Below are 15,138 nucleotides of genomic sequence, written 5' to 3'. Positions count from 1 at the left end.
GACCGGTAAGGCCGAATCAGTTCACCGTGCCTGCTACACCGCCACCGGAGAGACATCGACCGAAACCGTAATCGCGCTGTCTTTCGCGTGGGTATAGATAATCCCGCGCAGCGGAGGCACATCGGCGTAATCACGACCCCATGCGACGACGATGTACCGCTCGTCGCCGAACTGGTCGTTGGTGGGGTCGAAGTCGATCCAGCGGCCCGCACGGTCGCGCTCGTCGTCGCCGGGCACCCACACGGACGACCAGGCATGCGTGGCGTCGGCGCCGATCATGCGTTCCTTGCCCGGCGGCGGGTCGGTGGCCAGATAGCCCGAGACGTACCTGGCGGCGAGACCATGCGACCGCAGGCAGGCGACGCCGATCCGCGCGAAGTCCTGGCAGACGCCCGAGCGTGCCGCGAGCACGTCGGTCACCTTGGTGGACACCGTGGTAGCTCCGGACCGGTAGGTGAAATCGGTGTAGATGCGGCTGTTCAGCTCGGCCACCGCCGCTAGCAGCGGCCGACCGGGAGTGAGGGATTCGGCCGCGTACGCGACGACCTCCTGCGTGACCTCCGGCGGGTGCAGGTCAAGGGTGAATTCCACGGCGAGCGGTCCGTTCGCGCTGGTCGGGCGGGCCTGCTCCCACGGCTCGACGGCAGGTCCGGTCGGGTCGCGGTCGGGCGCGTCCACCTCGACGAGGGACTCGCCGATGATGACGAGGTTGCGATGTTCCGCGGTCACGTGGAAATAGGAGGTGGTGTTGCTGTACACGTCCGCACCGATCGACCGATCCGACGGCGCCGGGTCGATGTGGATGTCATGCGCGAGCAGCCGCTGGCCGGGGAAGTCACGCGGCGTCAGGTACGCACGCCCGTAGGAGCTGGTGACCTCGTCGGAATACGAGTACGCGGTGCGGTGCCGCACGAGGTAGCGCCGGGTGGGACTGTCGCGGCCGATCATCCGACAACCCGCGTACTACCCCACAGCGGCTGGATGCCAACCGGTAGCGACAGTTTCGTGGTCTCGAATGATTCGGCTACCTTGCGCAACCGAAAGTGCACCCCCTCCAGGAGTTCGGCCAGTTCGGTTCGCCTTCCGTCCTCGTCGGTGACCTCGAGGTCGTCGGGATCGAGGCGGCGCAGCATGCGTTGCGCGTCCGCGAGCAACCGCTGCGGGCGCGACGATGCCGATGTGCCGGGCAGCGCGTGGAAGTCGGCATCGAGCCGGTCCAGCTGGTAGGCCAGCGACCGCGGGTTGCCAGTGTCGAAAAGCAGCAGTCCGGCCACCGCCGAGATACGCACCGAATCCCGATGTCGCCGACGATAACTCACTGACGACTCGGTGGCGCGCAGCACCCATTCGGTGACCACCCGCTCGATCTCCTCCGAATACTTGCGGGTGAGCGCGGCCGACAGCACCGAGGTCAGGGCCAGCCCGCGCTCGATCCGCTTGCCGATGTCCATGACGTACCACCCGGTATCGCGCACCAGCGACTCCGCGCCGATTCCGGACAGCGCGAGCAGCGCGGCGAGGGTCAGCGAATGCACCTCCGACAGCTCGGCCTCCTGGTCCCCCGTCGCTCCGCGGTACTCGGCCAGTGCCCGATCGACGGCGCTGAGGATCATCCAGGTGTCCGCCGACAGCTGGTCGCGCACGGCGCGCGCCGCACTGCCGTACCGATCGATCGCGAAAGCCAGCGATCCGGGCGACTCCCGATCGATCGTCAGCGCCACAAGGTAGTCATGTCCCGCCCGCGAGGCTTCCTCGACCGCGGGCCGATCGGCCACGGCTTCGACCCTGGCCACGGCCGGCTCGGCTCCGGAGACTTTCGACGGTTTCGCCTCTTCGTCGGCATTCGATGCGCGGATACCCGGTTCCCGCTCGCGCGCATCCTCCTGCCGAGGCCCTGTCGGCTTCGCAACCGAACCGACATCGCCGGCATGACCTTCCGCAGTGGACTGCGCCCGACCCTGTGACGACGGTGCATCGGCAGCGCCAGAACCCGCTCGTTCCGACGAATGCGACTGGTTGGCTGCCGCAGCATTCGAGGCCGCATCGCCCGTAACAGCATCGGCGTCATGTCGCGCGGAATTCTGTTGCACTGCAAGAGTTTTCGACTCCGAGACGAACAGGACCTTGGTCGGCGCGACGGTGGCGGTGGTGTGAGCCACGGCGGCAAAGAGAATCGGCAGCGCGTCCGCGCCCTCCAGCCAGGGCCGGTAATGAAAATCCTGGTAGCAGCCGTGAGTGGCGATCAGGAGGCGGGCGGCGGCCTCGGCGCGTTCGCTGTAGCGGCCCATCCAGAACAGGTCGTTGAGGACGCGCGGGGAGCGAACCGCCTCCACGACCGGGACGCCGCGCCGTTCGCGTTCCTCGTGCGGTGGCTCGGTGCCGATCGCGGCGGCAGGCGTGGGCGCGGCCCGAACCCAGATGTCCTTGGCGGCGATCTGGAGCACCGCACGGTCGGGAATCGCGCGCCGGCGCAACTGGCCGAGACCGCCGGACATCGCCGTGTAGCCGGCACGGCGGGCCAGCGAGAACAACCGCATGGCGACCGGCGCCGCGGCGAGTCCACCGTAGCCCCGCACCGCGGGAGCGACGGAGAACTGCGCCGGTTCCTGGCCGACCCATTGCCACCCGCGCTCGTCGATCCTGGCCTTCAGTTCGTCGCGCTGATCCCGGGTCAGCCCCGGTCCGAAGACCGTGGTGCCGTCGACCGCCGAGCGGATGATCAGCTTGTCCATGTTCGCTATCAGATGGGTGCGCTCGCTGTCCTCACCGCCCCAGTACGACGCCGCGCTCTCCAGCAACAGATCCTCGCCGAGCAGCGCGCGCGACAGCCTTGGCAGGAAGCAGGCCAGCGCCGGATTCTCCAGCAGTCCGCTGCCGAGCGTGTTCACTACGGTCGCCGCCCCACGACGCAGCACCTCGACGAGTCCCGCCACGCCGAGCCGCGAATCCGACCGCAGGTCGAGCGGATCGGAGAACTCGGCGTCCACCCGCCGCAGTACCACGTCGACCCGCTCGAGCGTACCGAGCGATCGCATCCACAACGCACCGTCCCGCACCACCAGATCCACGCTCTCCACCAGCGGAAAACCCAACTTCGACGCCAGATAGGCCTGATCGAACGCGGTCTCGGAATGCGCACCGGGACTGAGCACCACTACCACCGGGTCGTCGTCGGTCTGTGCCGACTCGATCAGCATCGATCGCATGGCCCTTGCGAAGGGTGTCAGGGGGCGTGGATTGGAATGCTCGAACGCCTCCGGGACCGCCGTCGACACGACGTGGCGATCGGCCAATGCGTAACCGACGCCGGACGGCGCCTGCGCCCAGTCCGCGATCGCACGGAACTGCCCGTCGCTCCAACGGCTGACATCGCAGGCGTGCAGGAACAGCTGATGCCGTCCCGGCACCGTGATGCCGTGCGCGGCTCGCACGTAACCGGTGTTGCCGAACACCACCTCCGGTGGAAGCAGCCCCGAGACGAGTGTCCTGCGCGGGCCGTAGATATCGGTGAGCACCTCGTCGAGCACCCGGGAACGCTGCACCAGCCCGGCTTCCAACCGGGCCCAATCGTCCGCGGAGACCAGCAGCGGGATCGGATCGAGCCGCCACGGCGTCGGAGTGGAGTTCTCCACCGCCCCGACCTCGGTGTAGGTGATGCCGTCGTCCTCGATCAGTCTGCGCACCCTGTTGTCCAGCCTGCCGAGACCGCTGATGCCCAGTTCGACGAAATCGGCGGACAGCTCCGACCACATGGTCCGCACCTGGCCACCTGGATCGACCAGTTCGTCGTGGTAGCCGTCGGTGGGGAGACCGCATTCGTCGTAGGCGGCGGTGTCGTCGCCCTCCGTGCGGTAGCGCGCGAATTGCTCGACCACTTGCTCGCGCACACTCTGACGGGTTTCCTTCTCCCGCGGCGCATCCTCGCGCATTGTCACCGTGCCGACCTCACTTCCGCTGCCAGACGTATCTCTAGGTTGTTGACCAGGCGATACAAGCCCGGCGCGAATCGGGAATGCCAGGCACACCCGCGTCGGTGTACCGTGCCGCCATTTTCGCACGTAGCCAGAAAGGTCCATTCGGCACCGATTCGCCAAACATTTGCCTCGACACACGGGCGCAGGTCACACCACCTGTACAGCGAGGGTGGTATGACCGGATAACGAACCGATCTCATCCGGGAGGTGATATGCGAATATCAAGTTGCTTGTCCTGTGAATCCACCATCGACCACTGCCACGGCACTCTGATCGTGCACGTCAACCGGATCGCCGAATGCACCGACGAGGAGTGCATCGATCTGAACCACGCCCGGCACACCTTCGTCGTCGATTGCGGGGCCCTTGCGGGCAGCTGCCGGTGCATCAGTGCCGACGTGGCCAGCCGACCCAGCTGAGCAGTTCCGTACCCTGTGCCGAGTGAGTTATGACCACGTGTTGCTGCCGTCCGGTGTCGCGTCGTCGATCGCCGAGGTCGACGCCTACCTGAGCACCCAGCAGGGGGTCCCCGAGTCGGGAGTGGTCGCCCAGATCGCGGCCGAGCTGAACAGACGCGACGCGGAACTACCGGATGAGGACAGTTTCCTCAGCACTGTTCCGGTGGGCGGCGCCCCGACGGGGACAGTGCTGCACGTGCCATGCCCATACGACGCCATCGGTTTTGTTCGCCACCTCCTGTTCGAACTCGCGACGCCACATGGTTATGCCGTCTACGACCCGCAACTGGCCTGGCTGATGGATCCCGCGGGTCACGTGCCCGCCACCGTCACCCACGGGGGCGCGGGCGAGTTTCCCTATCTCACCAAAGCGCTCGTCGACCAGTGGGTTTCCGAACTCGAACTACCGAACCCGTACCTGGTCGTCGAACGCGGCGAGCAGTTCTACATCCAGACCTACCGGGAGAGGTCGGGCGCGTACACCCTCGAATACCGCGACGGGTCCCCCGACCGGCATTTCGGCACCACCGTCCCCGACCCGACCACCGTAGCCAGCCTCATCTGGGGCTGGGCCAACGACGACCGCACCTGCCTGCAAACCCTCCCCTGGTCCCGCCTCGACCTGTAACCCCTCGCACCGGGGAACCGGACCGGTGCGAGACCGCGGTCGCTCATCGGGTTCTGGACGGCCAGGCGGCCGACGAAGGCATGGCGGTGGGCTCGCGCGCCGGTTCCGGCGGGTTACAGCGCGCGACGCCCGGACAGCGCACGGCCGAGCGTCAGCTCGTCGGCGAACTCCAGGTCGCCGCCCATCGGCAGGCCGGAGGCCAGCCTGGTCACGCTCAGGCCGGGGAAATCGCGCAACATCCGGACCAAGTAGGTGGCGGTGGCCTCGCCCTCGGTGTTCGGGTCGGTCGCGATGATCACTTCGGAGACGTCGACGCCATCCTCCTGATTTCCGATGCGCGCCAACAGTTCCCGGATACGCAGCTGGTCGGGGCCGACGCCGCTGAGCGGATCGAGCGCGCCGCCGAGCACATGGTAGCGACCACGAAACTCCCGGGTGCGCTCGATCGCCTGCACGTCCTTGGGCTCCTCGACCACGCAGATCATGGTGCGGTCACGGCGCGGGTCGGCACAGATACGGCACAGCTCGCCGTCGGAGACCGTGCCGCACACCACGCAGAACTGCACGCCGTCGCGCACCTTCTGCAGTGCGGCCTGCAGCCGATCGATCTCCGGCGACTCCACTTGAAGGAGATGAAAGGCGATGCGCTGCGCGCTCTTCGGACCGACGCCGGGCAGTTTGCCCAACTCGTCGATCAGATCCTGCACCGGACCCTCGTACAACTGCCGCGTCCTCGCTCAGAAACCGGGCAGCGAACCGCCGCCAAGGCCGCCCGAGAGCGGCCCGAGCCGTTCGGAGGCGAGCTCCTGCGCGTTGGCCATCGCGTCGTTGATCGCGCCGATCACCAGATCCTGCAGGGTCTCCACGTCGTCGGGATCGACCGCCTTCGGGTCGATAGTCAGCGACACCACCTCACCCGTCGCCTTGATGGTGACCTGCACCAGGCCGCCGCCCGACGCGCCCTCCACCTCGGTCGCCGCGATATCGGCCTGCGCTTCCATCACCGCCTGCTGCATCTGCTGCGCCTGGGCGAGTAACTGCTGCATATCGAACTGACCACCGGGCTGCACGGGATGTTCCTCTCTGCGGAAGGGTTATCGGCCAGCCTAGTCCTGCCGCACCGGGTACCCAGCGCGGCATCGGCTGTGCCGGCCCACCGGTCGAAGGCCCGAACAGTCCTGGTTTCTTCGGGGCAACGCCTGGTAACAGGTTGGGTAGTTCGGGTTATGCCCGACCAAGATCGTCCCTACCATCGAAAGGTGGGTCGGGAGACCAGTTTGGCGATTGTGGAGAAAAAGCGATGAGCACATACCGAGCACGTCGGCTGAGCACCCTGGTGCTCATGCTGGGCGCGCCCACCATCTTCCTCGGCGTCAGCGGCCCCACGGCCTCCGCCGACTCGGATATCACCCAGGCCGTCATGGACTACGGCGACGGCTGCGTGCTCTACCCGGACGACAAGGCTATGACCATTGATTCGCTGCGCTTCCGATGCTCGGCCGACCAGCAGGTTTCCATCTTCCGCGATGCGCCCCTCGGCGCGGTCCCGGTGGGCGTAAAGGACGGCTGGGTAACCAGCCCGCCGGTCATGGAGGACATCGCGCCCAACCTGTGGCTCGGCAAGATCTTCTACACCGGCCCCGACGGTGGTTACCTGACCAACCGCGTCACGGGCGCGGGCATCGAGGCCTGGCAGGCCGACGTCTACAGCGCGCCCGCCCTGACCGACGGCCGACCGACCTGGGCGCTCGACTACGCTCCCTCGCCGACACCGCAGGTCTACGACGAGATCCGCGAGATCACACCCGGCGTCTGGTTCGGGTACTCGTGGTGGCGCGGCGCGTTCCAGACCACCCTGTTGTTGACCTTCATGCTCGCCTAGCAACCGCCGTTCTCGACCCTCCCGGTACGGGAGGGTGTTGGCTGGGGCCATGACAGCGACCGTCCCGATCGGGGAGTTCTCCAGGCTGAGTCAGCTCACAGTGAAGACGTTGCGGTACTACCACGAGATCGACTTGCTCACGCCGATCGACGTCGACGCGAGTTCGGGCTACCGGCGGTACTCGACGGCGCAGGTGGCGCAGGCGCAGCTGATCCGGCGGCTACGGGGATTGGACATGCCGCTCCCGGAGATCCGAGCGGTGCTCGCCGCGCCGGACGAGGGCGTCCGCGACGAAGCGCTGCGTGCGCATCTGGCGCGGATGGAGGCCGAACTCACCCGCACCCGCGTGGTGGTGGCGTCGTTGCGTGCGCTGCTGACGCCGGCGCCGCCGGTCGCCGTGACGTACCGCACGATCCCGGCGTTCCGGGCCGCCGCCGTCGGCGCGGTGGTGCCACAGGCACAGATCGGCGACTGGTGTGCCTCGACGTTCCCGATGCTGTATCAGGGGCTGGCCGCGGCGGATATCGCGCCCGTCGGTGTCGCGGGCGCGACGTATTCCACCGAGTTCTTCGAAGAGGACGAAGGCGAGGTCGTCGCATTCATTCCGATCGCCGACGCGAATATTGCCCTGCCACAAGGACTTTCGGTTGTCAACTTGCCCACTCGCCGTTTCGCCGTCGCCGTGCACGACGGGCCGTTCGTCGATTTCGACCGCACCTACGGGGCGCTGGGCAGTCATGTTGCCGAACACGACATCGCGCTGCCGGAGCCGATCAGGGAGCTCTATCCGCACGGCCCGGACCATTCCGACGATCCGACCACCTACCGGACCGAAGTCTGCTGGCCGATCGGCCTGCGGTGAACCACGAAACCCCCTGACGCAAGACAGCCCGGCGCCATCGCGGCGCCGGGCTGTCGGCGTACTCGGCGGATCAGGCCAGTTCGCGTTGCAGGTTCGCGAGCACCTCGGCCTGGATCTTCTTCAGACCCAGCGGCGCGAAGATCCCCTCGAAGATGCCCGCGACGCCGCCCGCGCCCTTCCAGGTGGTGCGCAACGTGACCTGCGCTCCGGGGCCGTCCGAGGTGACGGTCCAGGTATTCACCAGCGTCGAGTTCGAATCACTCTCGGTGACAATGGAATCCGACACCGAAACCACCGCGCGCACGTTGCGCGAACGCTTCTCGGTGGCCTGCAACGTCCACTCCGCGACGGTACCGGCACCCTTGCCGCCCTCGACAACCTTGTAGTCGCGGTAGTGCGCGGAGAGAATGCGCGGACGCACCGAGTCGTAGTCGGCGATGGCCTCGAGTACGCGCTGCGGCTCCGCCGCGACGACGATCGAACTACTGGCGCTGACCTGTCCCACAATGAGCTCCTTGTCCGGATGCGGTGTCTCGACCGGCCTCCATCCTGCCCTGTCCACGCCAAAGGAAAGCACGCAGGGCGCGCCGTGTGGCGAACTTCTCCAGACAATTCGGTATTCCATTTCGCAACATATGCGTGACATTTCTCCCGTGACCGTGCCCTCGCGGTAGCCCCGCCAAATCGTCCGTACTAGCGTCGAGGGGTGGCAGTGAGTCTGTTGGGGAAGGCCGGACACGCACCGGCCGCACGCGAATCAGGATTTGCCGCGTATCGAGCGGGCGTGGACCGCCTCTTGGCGAGTTACCGCGCCATACCCGAGCACGCCGACGTCCGACTGGCGAAAAAGACTTCAAATCTTTTTCGGGCCAGAACAAAGAACACCGCACCCGGACTTGATGTGTCGGGCCTGACCAAGGTCATCGCGGTGGACCCGATCGCGAAGACCGCCGACGTGGCGGGCATGACCACCTACGAGGAACTGGTGGCGGCCACGCTCCCGTACGGGCTGGCGCCGCTGGTCGTTCCGCAACTCAAGACGATCACACTAGGCGGTGCGGTCACCGGGCTAGGCATCGAGTCCACGTCGTTCCGCAGCGGCCTACCGCACGAGTCGGTGCTGGAAATGGACGTGCTGACCGGTGCGGGCGAGATCCTCACCGCCACACCGGACAACGAACACGCCCCTCTGTTCCGCGGTTTCCCGAACTCCTACGGCACGCTGGGCTACACCGTCCGGCTGAAGATCGAACTGGAGCAGGTGCCGCCCTACGTCGCCCTGCGGCACGTGCGCTTTCACGATCTGCGCGAGCTGGAGGCGACCCTCGCGGCGATCGTCACGGACCGGTCCTACGACGGCGAACAGGTCGATTACCTGGACGGCGTCGTGTTCACCGCCGACGAGAGCTACCTGACGCTCGGTCGTCGGACCGACGAGCCCGGCCCGGTCAGCGATTACACCGGAATGGAGATCTTCTACCGATCGATACGGCACGACGCCGCTGCGTCTTCCGGCCGCTCCGCAGGCATCGAGCGCGACCGGCTGACCATCCACGATTACCTGTGGCGCTGGGACACCGACTGGTTCTGGTGCTCGCGCGCCTTCGGCACGCAGCACCCGAAGATCCGCCGATTCTGGCCGAAGCGCTACCGGCGCAGCAGCTTCTACTGGAAGCTCGTGGCACTGGACCGCAAGTACGACATCGGCGACAGGCTGGAGGCCCGGAAGGGCAATCCACCGCGTGAGCGTGTGGTACAGGACATCGAAGTGCCGGTGGAGCGCACTGCCGACTTCGTCGAATGGTTCCTTCGCGAGATTCCGATCGAGCCGATCTGGCTGTGCCCGCTGCGGTTGCGCGACACCGGAAGGCCAACGGACGCCCACGCTGTGCTCGATGCGGCCGCTTCGCGGACGTGGCTCGATGCGGCCGCTTCGCGGACGTGGCCGCTATATCCCTTGGAGCCGAACCGGACCTACGTGAACGTCGGGTTCTGGTCGGCCGTCCCCACCGTCCCCGGGCAGCGAGAAGGAGCGGCCAACCGCGCGATCGAGCGCACGGTGACCGATTTCGACGGGCATAAGTCGCTGTACTCGGATTCCTTCTACGACGAGGATGAGTTCGCGGCGCTGTACGGCGGAAACACCTACACCGAACTGAAGAAACGCTACGACCCAGACCAACGTTTGCTGGATTTGTATTCGAAGGCGGTGCAACGCAAATGACGACATTCAAGGACCGTTCCGACGTCTTCGCGGACCTCGGAGCCAAGCTCAGCATTGCCGAGATCTTCGCGACCCTGATCGAGGGCACGATCCCGATCCGGCTGACGGCCTACGACGGCAGCGCGACCGGACCGGAGGATTCGAAGTTCGCGCTGGACATCAAGACGCCCCGCGGCATCAACTACCTGGCGACCGCTCCTGGCGATCTCGGCATGGCCCGCGCCTACATCTCGGGCGACATGACCGCAGGCGGCACGCATCCTGGCGACCCGTACGAGATCCTGAAGGCGTTGGACGAGCTGAAGTTCCGCCGCCCGTCCGCGTTGGCGCTCGTAGCCATCGCGCGCTCGCTCGGCTGGGAGCGGCTGAAACCGATAGCGCCGCCCCCGCAGGAGACCCTGCCACGCTGGCGCCGCATCGCCATGGAAGGCCTGCGTCACTCCAAGACCCGTGACGCCGAGGCCATCCACCACCACTACGACGTATCGAACGCCTTCTACGAGCACGTGCTCGGCCCGTCCATGACCTACACCTGCGCGGTCTACGGCGACGAGAGCCGGTCATTGGAGGAGGCGCAGGAGAACAAGTACCGCTTGGTCTTCGAGAAGCTGCGGCTGAAGGAAGGCGACCGACTGCTCGACATCGGCTGTGGCTGGGGCGGCATGGTGCGCTACGCGGCCAAACGCGGCGTCCGGGTCATCGGCGCGACGCTGTCGGCCGAGCAGGCGGACTGGGCGCGGCAGAAGATCGCCGAGGACGGCCTGTCCGACCTCGCCGAGGTGCGCCACTCCGACTACCGCGACGTGCCGGAGGGCAATTTCGACGCGGTGTCCTCGATCGGGCTCACCGAGCACATCGGCGTGCACAACTACCCGTTCTACTTCGACTACATCAAGAGCAAGCTGCGGGACGGCGGCCTATTCCTGAACCACTGCATCACCCGCCCGGACAACACCCGCACCACCAAGGCCGGTGACTTCATCGACCGCTACGTGTTCCCGGACGGTGAGCTGATCGGTTCCGGCCGGATCATCTCCGAGATCCAGAACACCGGGCTCGAGGTGCTGCACGAGGAGAACCTGCGCGAGCACTACGCGCTGACCCTGCACGAATGGTGCAAGAACCTGGTCGCCAACTGGGACGCCTGCGTCGCCGAGGTCGGCGAGGGCACCGCGAAGGTCTGGGGTTTGTACATGGCCGGTTGTCGACTCGGTTTCCAGCGCAACGTAGTTCAGCTGCACCAGGTGCTCGGCGTGAAGCTGCCCGAGGACGGCGACTGGACCGTGCCGTTGCGCCCGTGGTGGCAGTCGTAATTCAGTAGGCCCCGCTGCCCGCCCCGTTCAGGACCTCATCCAGGAACAGGGCGGGCAGTTCGGTGTCACCGACGTGGGTCGCCGCCGCGGGCAGATCGCCGCGCAGCACACGCAGGATGCCCACCACACCGGGCCCCGCGTCCAGCAGCGGCCTGGTCCATCCGAGGTCGGCGCAGGTCGCCACAGCGGGAAGCAGCAGGTTGGTGGCCTCGCCGACCCAGCCGGAGGCGGCCAAGCATTCGGCGAGGAGTAGCGCGGCATCCAATTGTGCGCGCGGCCGGTGTTTCTCGAGCATGTGGCCGCGCAGCGCGCGGGCCCTGCGCACTGCCCGGTCGTCGGAGCCTTCCCGGCGTTCGGCGAGCAGCGCGCGGATCGCGGCGATCTCCTCCGACTCGGCGGCGAGCACTGCCGCGCCGGTCATCCGGTGGATCGCCTGCAGCGGCGTCGACTCGGTGAGGTCCGTGTACTGCCGGTCCACGGCGTCCAGCGGCAGACCGAGCCGCAGCCGTTCGGCGCGAATGTGCGCGCCGAGCCGGACCAGCCGGTTGTCGGTGGCTATGCGGGCACCCTCGTCCAGCCGAATGGCCGCCGTGTACAGATCGCCACGCACCGCCTTGACCCTGGCGCCGACGACGAAGGTGGAGATCAGAAAGTCCACCGTGCCCACCCTGGTGACCAGCTCGTGGCTCTCGTCGAGCAGCCGATCGGCGGCGTCGAGATCACCGCGCCGGTAGTTCACTTCGCCGAGCAGAGCAGCGGCGACACGCGCCGCGTGCGAGTGCGGGCCCGAACGCGCCCGCGCGGTCTCCCACGCCTGCTGAAAGCACCGAGTGGCCGTCTGGATGTCGAGCTGCTCGTAGGCGGCATCGCCCTGACAACAGAGACCGAAGACCATGTTGAGCGGGTCTTTCGAGCGCGCGTGGTATTCCTCGGCCCATACCTGTATCTGCCGCGCGCCCTCGAAGTCGAACTCGCACAGCCGTACGAACGCGGACACGTTCGCCGCGGTCGATACCGTCCAGGCGGGCAGCTCCTCCGGTCGTTGCAGGCAGTCGGCGACCCGATCCAGCACGCCCTCGGTGTGGTCGCGGGCGATCTGGTCCGTCGCGGCGAGCACCATGGCCTGGCAGCGCTGCACATACACATCGGCGTCGGTGGACGAACCGCGAGCCAGGATGTTCGACAGCCTGCCGAGCGCGTTGCGCGCCGCGCCGGACTGCTGCAGGTTCACATTGGCCCTCGCCACCGCCATCAGCAGTTTGGAGCGCGAAGCCACCTGCTGCATCGGCAATTTCGACACGCTGCCGAGCAGCGTGGCGAGGCGGGATCCGTCGATCAGGTCCATGCCGCCGCTCTCGAGCAGGTCGAGCGCCATCTTCAGATCGGCCGCGGCCAGCGCGTGATCGACCGACTTGCGCAGCGACTGGTGCTCGGCGTACCAGAGGGAAGCCTTGCGGTGCAGTGACTTCAGCCTTCCCGGGTGGACGCGGTCCAGCCGGGTCCGCAGGTGCTCGGCGAACAGCGGCTGCATCCGGAACCACTCGGGGTCGTGCTCGATGCGCCGCAAGAACAACTCACGCTGTTCGGCCTGCTCCAACAGCTGTTCGGCGTCCGCCGCACCGGACAGCGCCGCGGCAAGCGAAGCGGATATCCGCTCGGTCACCGCGATCGACATCAGGAACTCGAGCATCTTCGGTTCCAGGGCGTCGAGCACGTTCTCGGCGAGGTACTCGCGAATGCCGTGGTCGCCCCCGGAGAGGGTGGCGATCAGTTGCGCTGGATCGGCGTTGCCGCGCAGCGACAGGCTCACCAGCTGGATGGCCGCCGGCCAGCCGTCGGTGGCCGTGTGGATCTCGGCCACCTGCTCGGCGGTGAGCGCGAACCCGTTGCGCTCCACCAGGATCTGCCGCGTCTCGTCCACGGTCAGGCGCAGCGCGGCCGAGCCGATCTCGACTAGCTCGTCGTGCACGCGCATCCGGCTCGTCGGCAGCCCGGACTGCTCCCGGCTGGTCACGACAAAGCGCAGATGATGGCAGCCGTTCTCCAGCATGGCGTTCATCGCGCGGTGCACGCCCGCGTCACCGACCCGATGCCAGTCGTCGACGATCACCACGATCGTCTTGCCACTCGCGTGGATCTCATCGATCAGTGTGGAGATCACGAACGCGGAGGCGTCGGCAGGGCACTCCTCCAGCACTTGGACCAGGCCGTTGCCGATGTCGGGGCGGACACGGCGGATCGATTCGACGAGGTGAGCGAGAAACCAGATCTCGTTGTCGTCGTCGTGGTCCACGCCGATCCAGGCGACCGCCACGTCCTGCTCGGCGAGCGCGGCCCGCCATTGCGCGGCCACCGTGCTCTTGCCGAATCCCGCGGGGGCGTGGATCATCGCGAGCCTGCGACTGCCTCCCGCACGCAGGATGTCGAGCAGGCGCGGTCGCGGCACCGGCTCGCGGGCGGGTGTCGGCGGACGGAATTTGGTTTCCGGTTTCGGGGGCATCGTGATCGCGGACGTGCCCGTGGCGCCGGAATGCTGCGATACCGCGGGCCGCAGCGTCAGTGGCCAGCTGCGTCGCGCCGTGACGCCAGGACGGGACCTGGTCACCGTTGCCGTTGGCTCGCCGACGGTGGTCGACTCGGATTCGGGCTTGGTGTCGAGCAGCGCCATCTCGTCGGGCAGCTGGTCGTGGTCACGCTGCACGGCCCGCAGCATTTCGCCGAACTCGTAGGCGGTGGACGGGCGGTCGCGCGGATTCGGGGACATGGCCTGCTCGATGACGGCAGCCACGTCCGAGGGAATGTCCTGGGCGCGCAGGTCGGGCACCGGCTGGGTGGTGATCCGCAGAAACTGCGCGACCACCCTCTCCCCCGCCTGCCTCTCGAAGGCCGCATGCCCGGTGAGCAGCGCGAACAATGTCGAGCCGAGGCCGTAGATGTCGGAGCGCACGGTCGGTTCGTCGCCCTTGAGCACCTCCGGCGCGGTGAACGCGGGCGAGCCGGTGATCAGACTGCTGGACGTGCGGAACCCGCCGGGAATGCGGGCGATGCCGAAATCCGTTAGCTGTGGCTCGCCGTAGCCGCTGAGCAGGACGTTGGCCGGTTTCACGTCCCGGTGCAGGATTTCGGCTCGATGCGCGCTCTCGATCGCACCCGACAGCTTCACCCCGGCCCGCAGGGAGTCGGCCCAGGTGAGCGGGCCCTGATCCCGGATGAGCTGTTCCAACGACCCGCGGTTGCAGTACGGCATCACGATCAGCGGCATTCCGGTGGCGGTGACGTCCACCTGGAGGATGTCGACTATGTTCGGATGACCGGACAGCCTGCCCATGGCTTGCTCCTCGCGGAGAAAGCGCTCCCTGCTCTCCTGGTCGATCTCCGAGGAGAGCACCTTCACCGCGACGACGCGGTCGAGCGCGGTCTGGATACAGCGATACACCACGCCGAACCCGCCGTGGCCGATCTCCACCGCACCGGACAGACCCATCGCTTCGAGCTCGTCGCCGATATCGATGGGCGCCTGACGCTGCGTATTCGCTTCGGCCGCAGTCGATCCGGTGCCCGCCCCGCCCGACTGCATCTCTGGATTCATGCGATCACCTCGAACTCACATCGAATCGGTGTCGCCGGCGACCAGCTTCGCGCCGACGTCGGACAGCCGGGCAACCTCTTGGTGTCCGATATGTCTGCGCATACTCCAACGTAGCGCGGCGCGAGATTTCGTGGGAGATGTTTCGAAACAGGACAGGTTCGTGTTGCCTGACCAGGATGTTCGAGCTGGTCAGCGCTCTGCGGAGGGC

Annotated in this window: 12 protein-coding genes; 6 read left to right on the top strand and 6 right to left on the bottom strand. The window is 67.1% G+C overall.

Annotated elements, in window-relative coordinates:
- Nucleotides 1-33: 33 nt before the first annotated feature.
- A complete protein-coding gene (locus OHB12_RS26325; protein ID WP_327111650.1) occupies nucleotides 34-948 on the bottom strand; it encodes a transglutaminase family protein in 915 nt (304 codons plus the stop codon).
- On the bottom strand, nucleotides 945-3,929 hold the full coding sequence (locus OHB12_RS26320; RefSeq protein ID WP_327121486.1) for a circularly permuted type 2 ATP-grasp protein: 2,985 nt from the start codon (nucleotides 3,927-3,929) through the stop codon (nucleotides 945-947). The genes OHB12_RS26325 and OHB12_RS26320 overlap by 4 nt, the downstream gene beginning before the upstream one ends.
- 257 nt (nucleotides 3,930-4,186) lie before the next feature.
- On the opposite strand from OHB12_RS26320, the gene OHB12_RS26315 reads away from it, so the two are divergent.
- Nucleotides 4,187-4,393, top strand: coding sequence for a hypothetical protein (locus OHB12_RS26315; RefSeq protein WP_327111648.1), 207 nt, complete (start codon nucleotides 4,187-4,189; stop codon nucleotides 4,391-4,393).
- Nucleotides 4,394-4,415: 22 nt separating this feature from the next.
- On the top strand, nucleotides 4,416-5,060 hold the full coding sequence (locus tag OHB12_RS26310; protein WP_327111646.1) for a hypothetical protein: 645 nt from the start codon (nucleotides 4,416-4,418) through the stop codon (nucleotides 5,058-5,060).
- Between the two features lie 113 nt (nucleotides 5,061-5,173).
- On the opposite strand, the gene recR is transcribed toward OHB12_RS26310, so the two are convergent.
- Both recR and OHB12_RS26300 read right to left on the bottom strand, forming a co-directional pair.
- Nucleotides 5,174-5,782: a recombination mediator RecR gene (gene recR, locus OHB12_RS26305; RefSeq protein WP_327111644.1), complete on the bottom strand. Its 609-nt coding sequence runs from the start codon at nucleotides 5,780-5,782 to the stop codon at nucleotides 5,174-5,176.
- 15 nt (nucleotides 5,783-5,797) lie between these two features.
- Entirely contained in the window at nucleotides 5,798-6,130 is a 333-nt protein-coding gene (locus OHB12_RS26300; protein WP_327111642.1) for a YbaB/EbfC family nucleoid-associated protein, read from the bottom strand.
- Nucleotides 6,131-6,360: 230 nt separating this feature from the next.
- On the opposite strand from OHB12_RS26300, the gene OHB12_RS26295 reads away from it, so the two are divergent.
- Together OHB12_RS26295 and OHB12_RS26290 are read left to right on the top strand one after the other, a co-directional pair.
- Nucleotides 6,361-6,942, top strand: coding sequence for a hypothetical protein (locus tag OHB12_RS26295; protein ID WP_327111640.1), 582 nt, complete (start codon nucleotides 6,361-6,363; stop codon nucleotides 6,940-6,942).
- A 49-nt stretch (nucleotides 6,943-6,991) separates the two neighbouring features.
- Nucleotides 6,992-7,804, top strand: coding sequence for a MerR family transcriptional regulator (locus tag OHB12_RS26290; protein WP_327111638.1), 813 nt, complete (start codon nucleotides 6,992-6,994; stop codon nucleotides 7,802-7,804).
- A 70-nt stretch (nucleotides 7,805-7,874) separates the two neighbouring features.
- On the opposite strand, the gene OHB12_RS26285 is transcribed toward OHB12_RS26290, so the two are convergent.
- On the bottom strand, nucleotides 7,875-8,309 hold the full coding sequence (locus tag OHB12_RS26285) for an SRPBCC family protein (protein ID WP_327111636.1): 435 nt from the start codon (nucleotides 8,307-8,309) through the stop codon (nucleotides 7,875-7,877).
- A gap of 207 nt (nucleotides 8,310-8,516) precedes the next feature.
- Between OHB12_RS26285 and OHB12_RS26280 the strand changes: the two genes are divergently transcribed.
- Together OHB12_RS26280 and OHB12_RS26275 are read left to right on the top strand one after the other, a co-directional pair.
- Nucleotides 8,517-10,028, top strand: coding sequence for an FAD-binding oxidoreductase (locus OHB12_RS26280; protein ID WP_327121484.1), 1,512 nt, complete (start codon nucleotides 8,517-8,519; stop codon nucleotides 10,026-10,028).
- On the top strand, nucleotides 10,025-11,341 hold the full coding sequence (locus OHB12_RS26275; protein ID WP_327111634.1) for a class I SAM-dependent methyltransferase: 1,317 nt from the start codon (nucleotides 10,025-10,027) through the stop codon (nucleotides 11,339-11,341). Before OHB12_RS26280 ends, OHB12_RS26275 begins: the two co-directional genes overlap by 4 nt.
- Before the next feature lies 1 nt (nucleotide 11,342).
- Here OHB12_RS26275 and OHB12_RS26270 read toward each other — a convergent pair whose 3' ends face one another.
- Nucleotides 11,343-14,930 (bottom strand): protein kinase domain-containing protein, encoded by a 3,588-nt coding sequence (locus OHB12_RS26270; protein ID WP_327111633.1) that lies wholly within the window; start codon nucleotides 14,928-14,930, stop codon nucleotides 11,343-11,345.
- Nucleotides 14,931-15,138 lie beyond the last annotated feature (208 nt).

It is taken from the genome of Nocardia sp. NBC_01730 (genome assembly GCF_035920445.1).
GTDB lineage: Bacteria > Actinomycetota > Actinomycetes > Mycobacteriales > Mycobacteriaceae > Nocardia.
The sequence above is the reverse complement of the archived record's forward strand: the minus strand, read 5'-3'. Positions and strand labels throughout refer to the sequence as shown.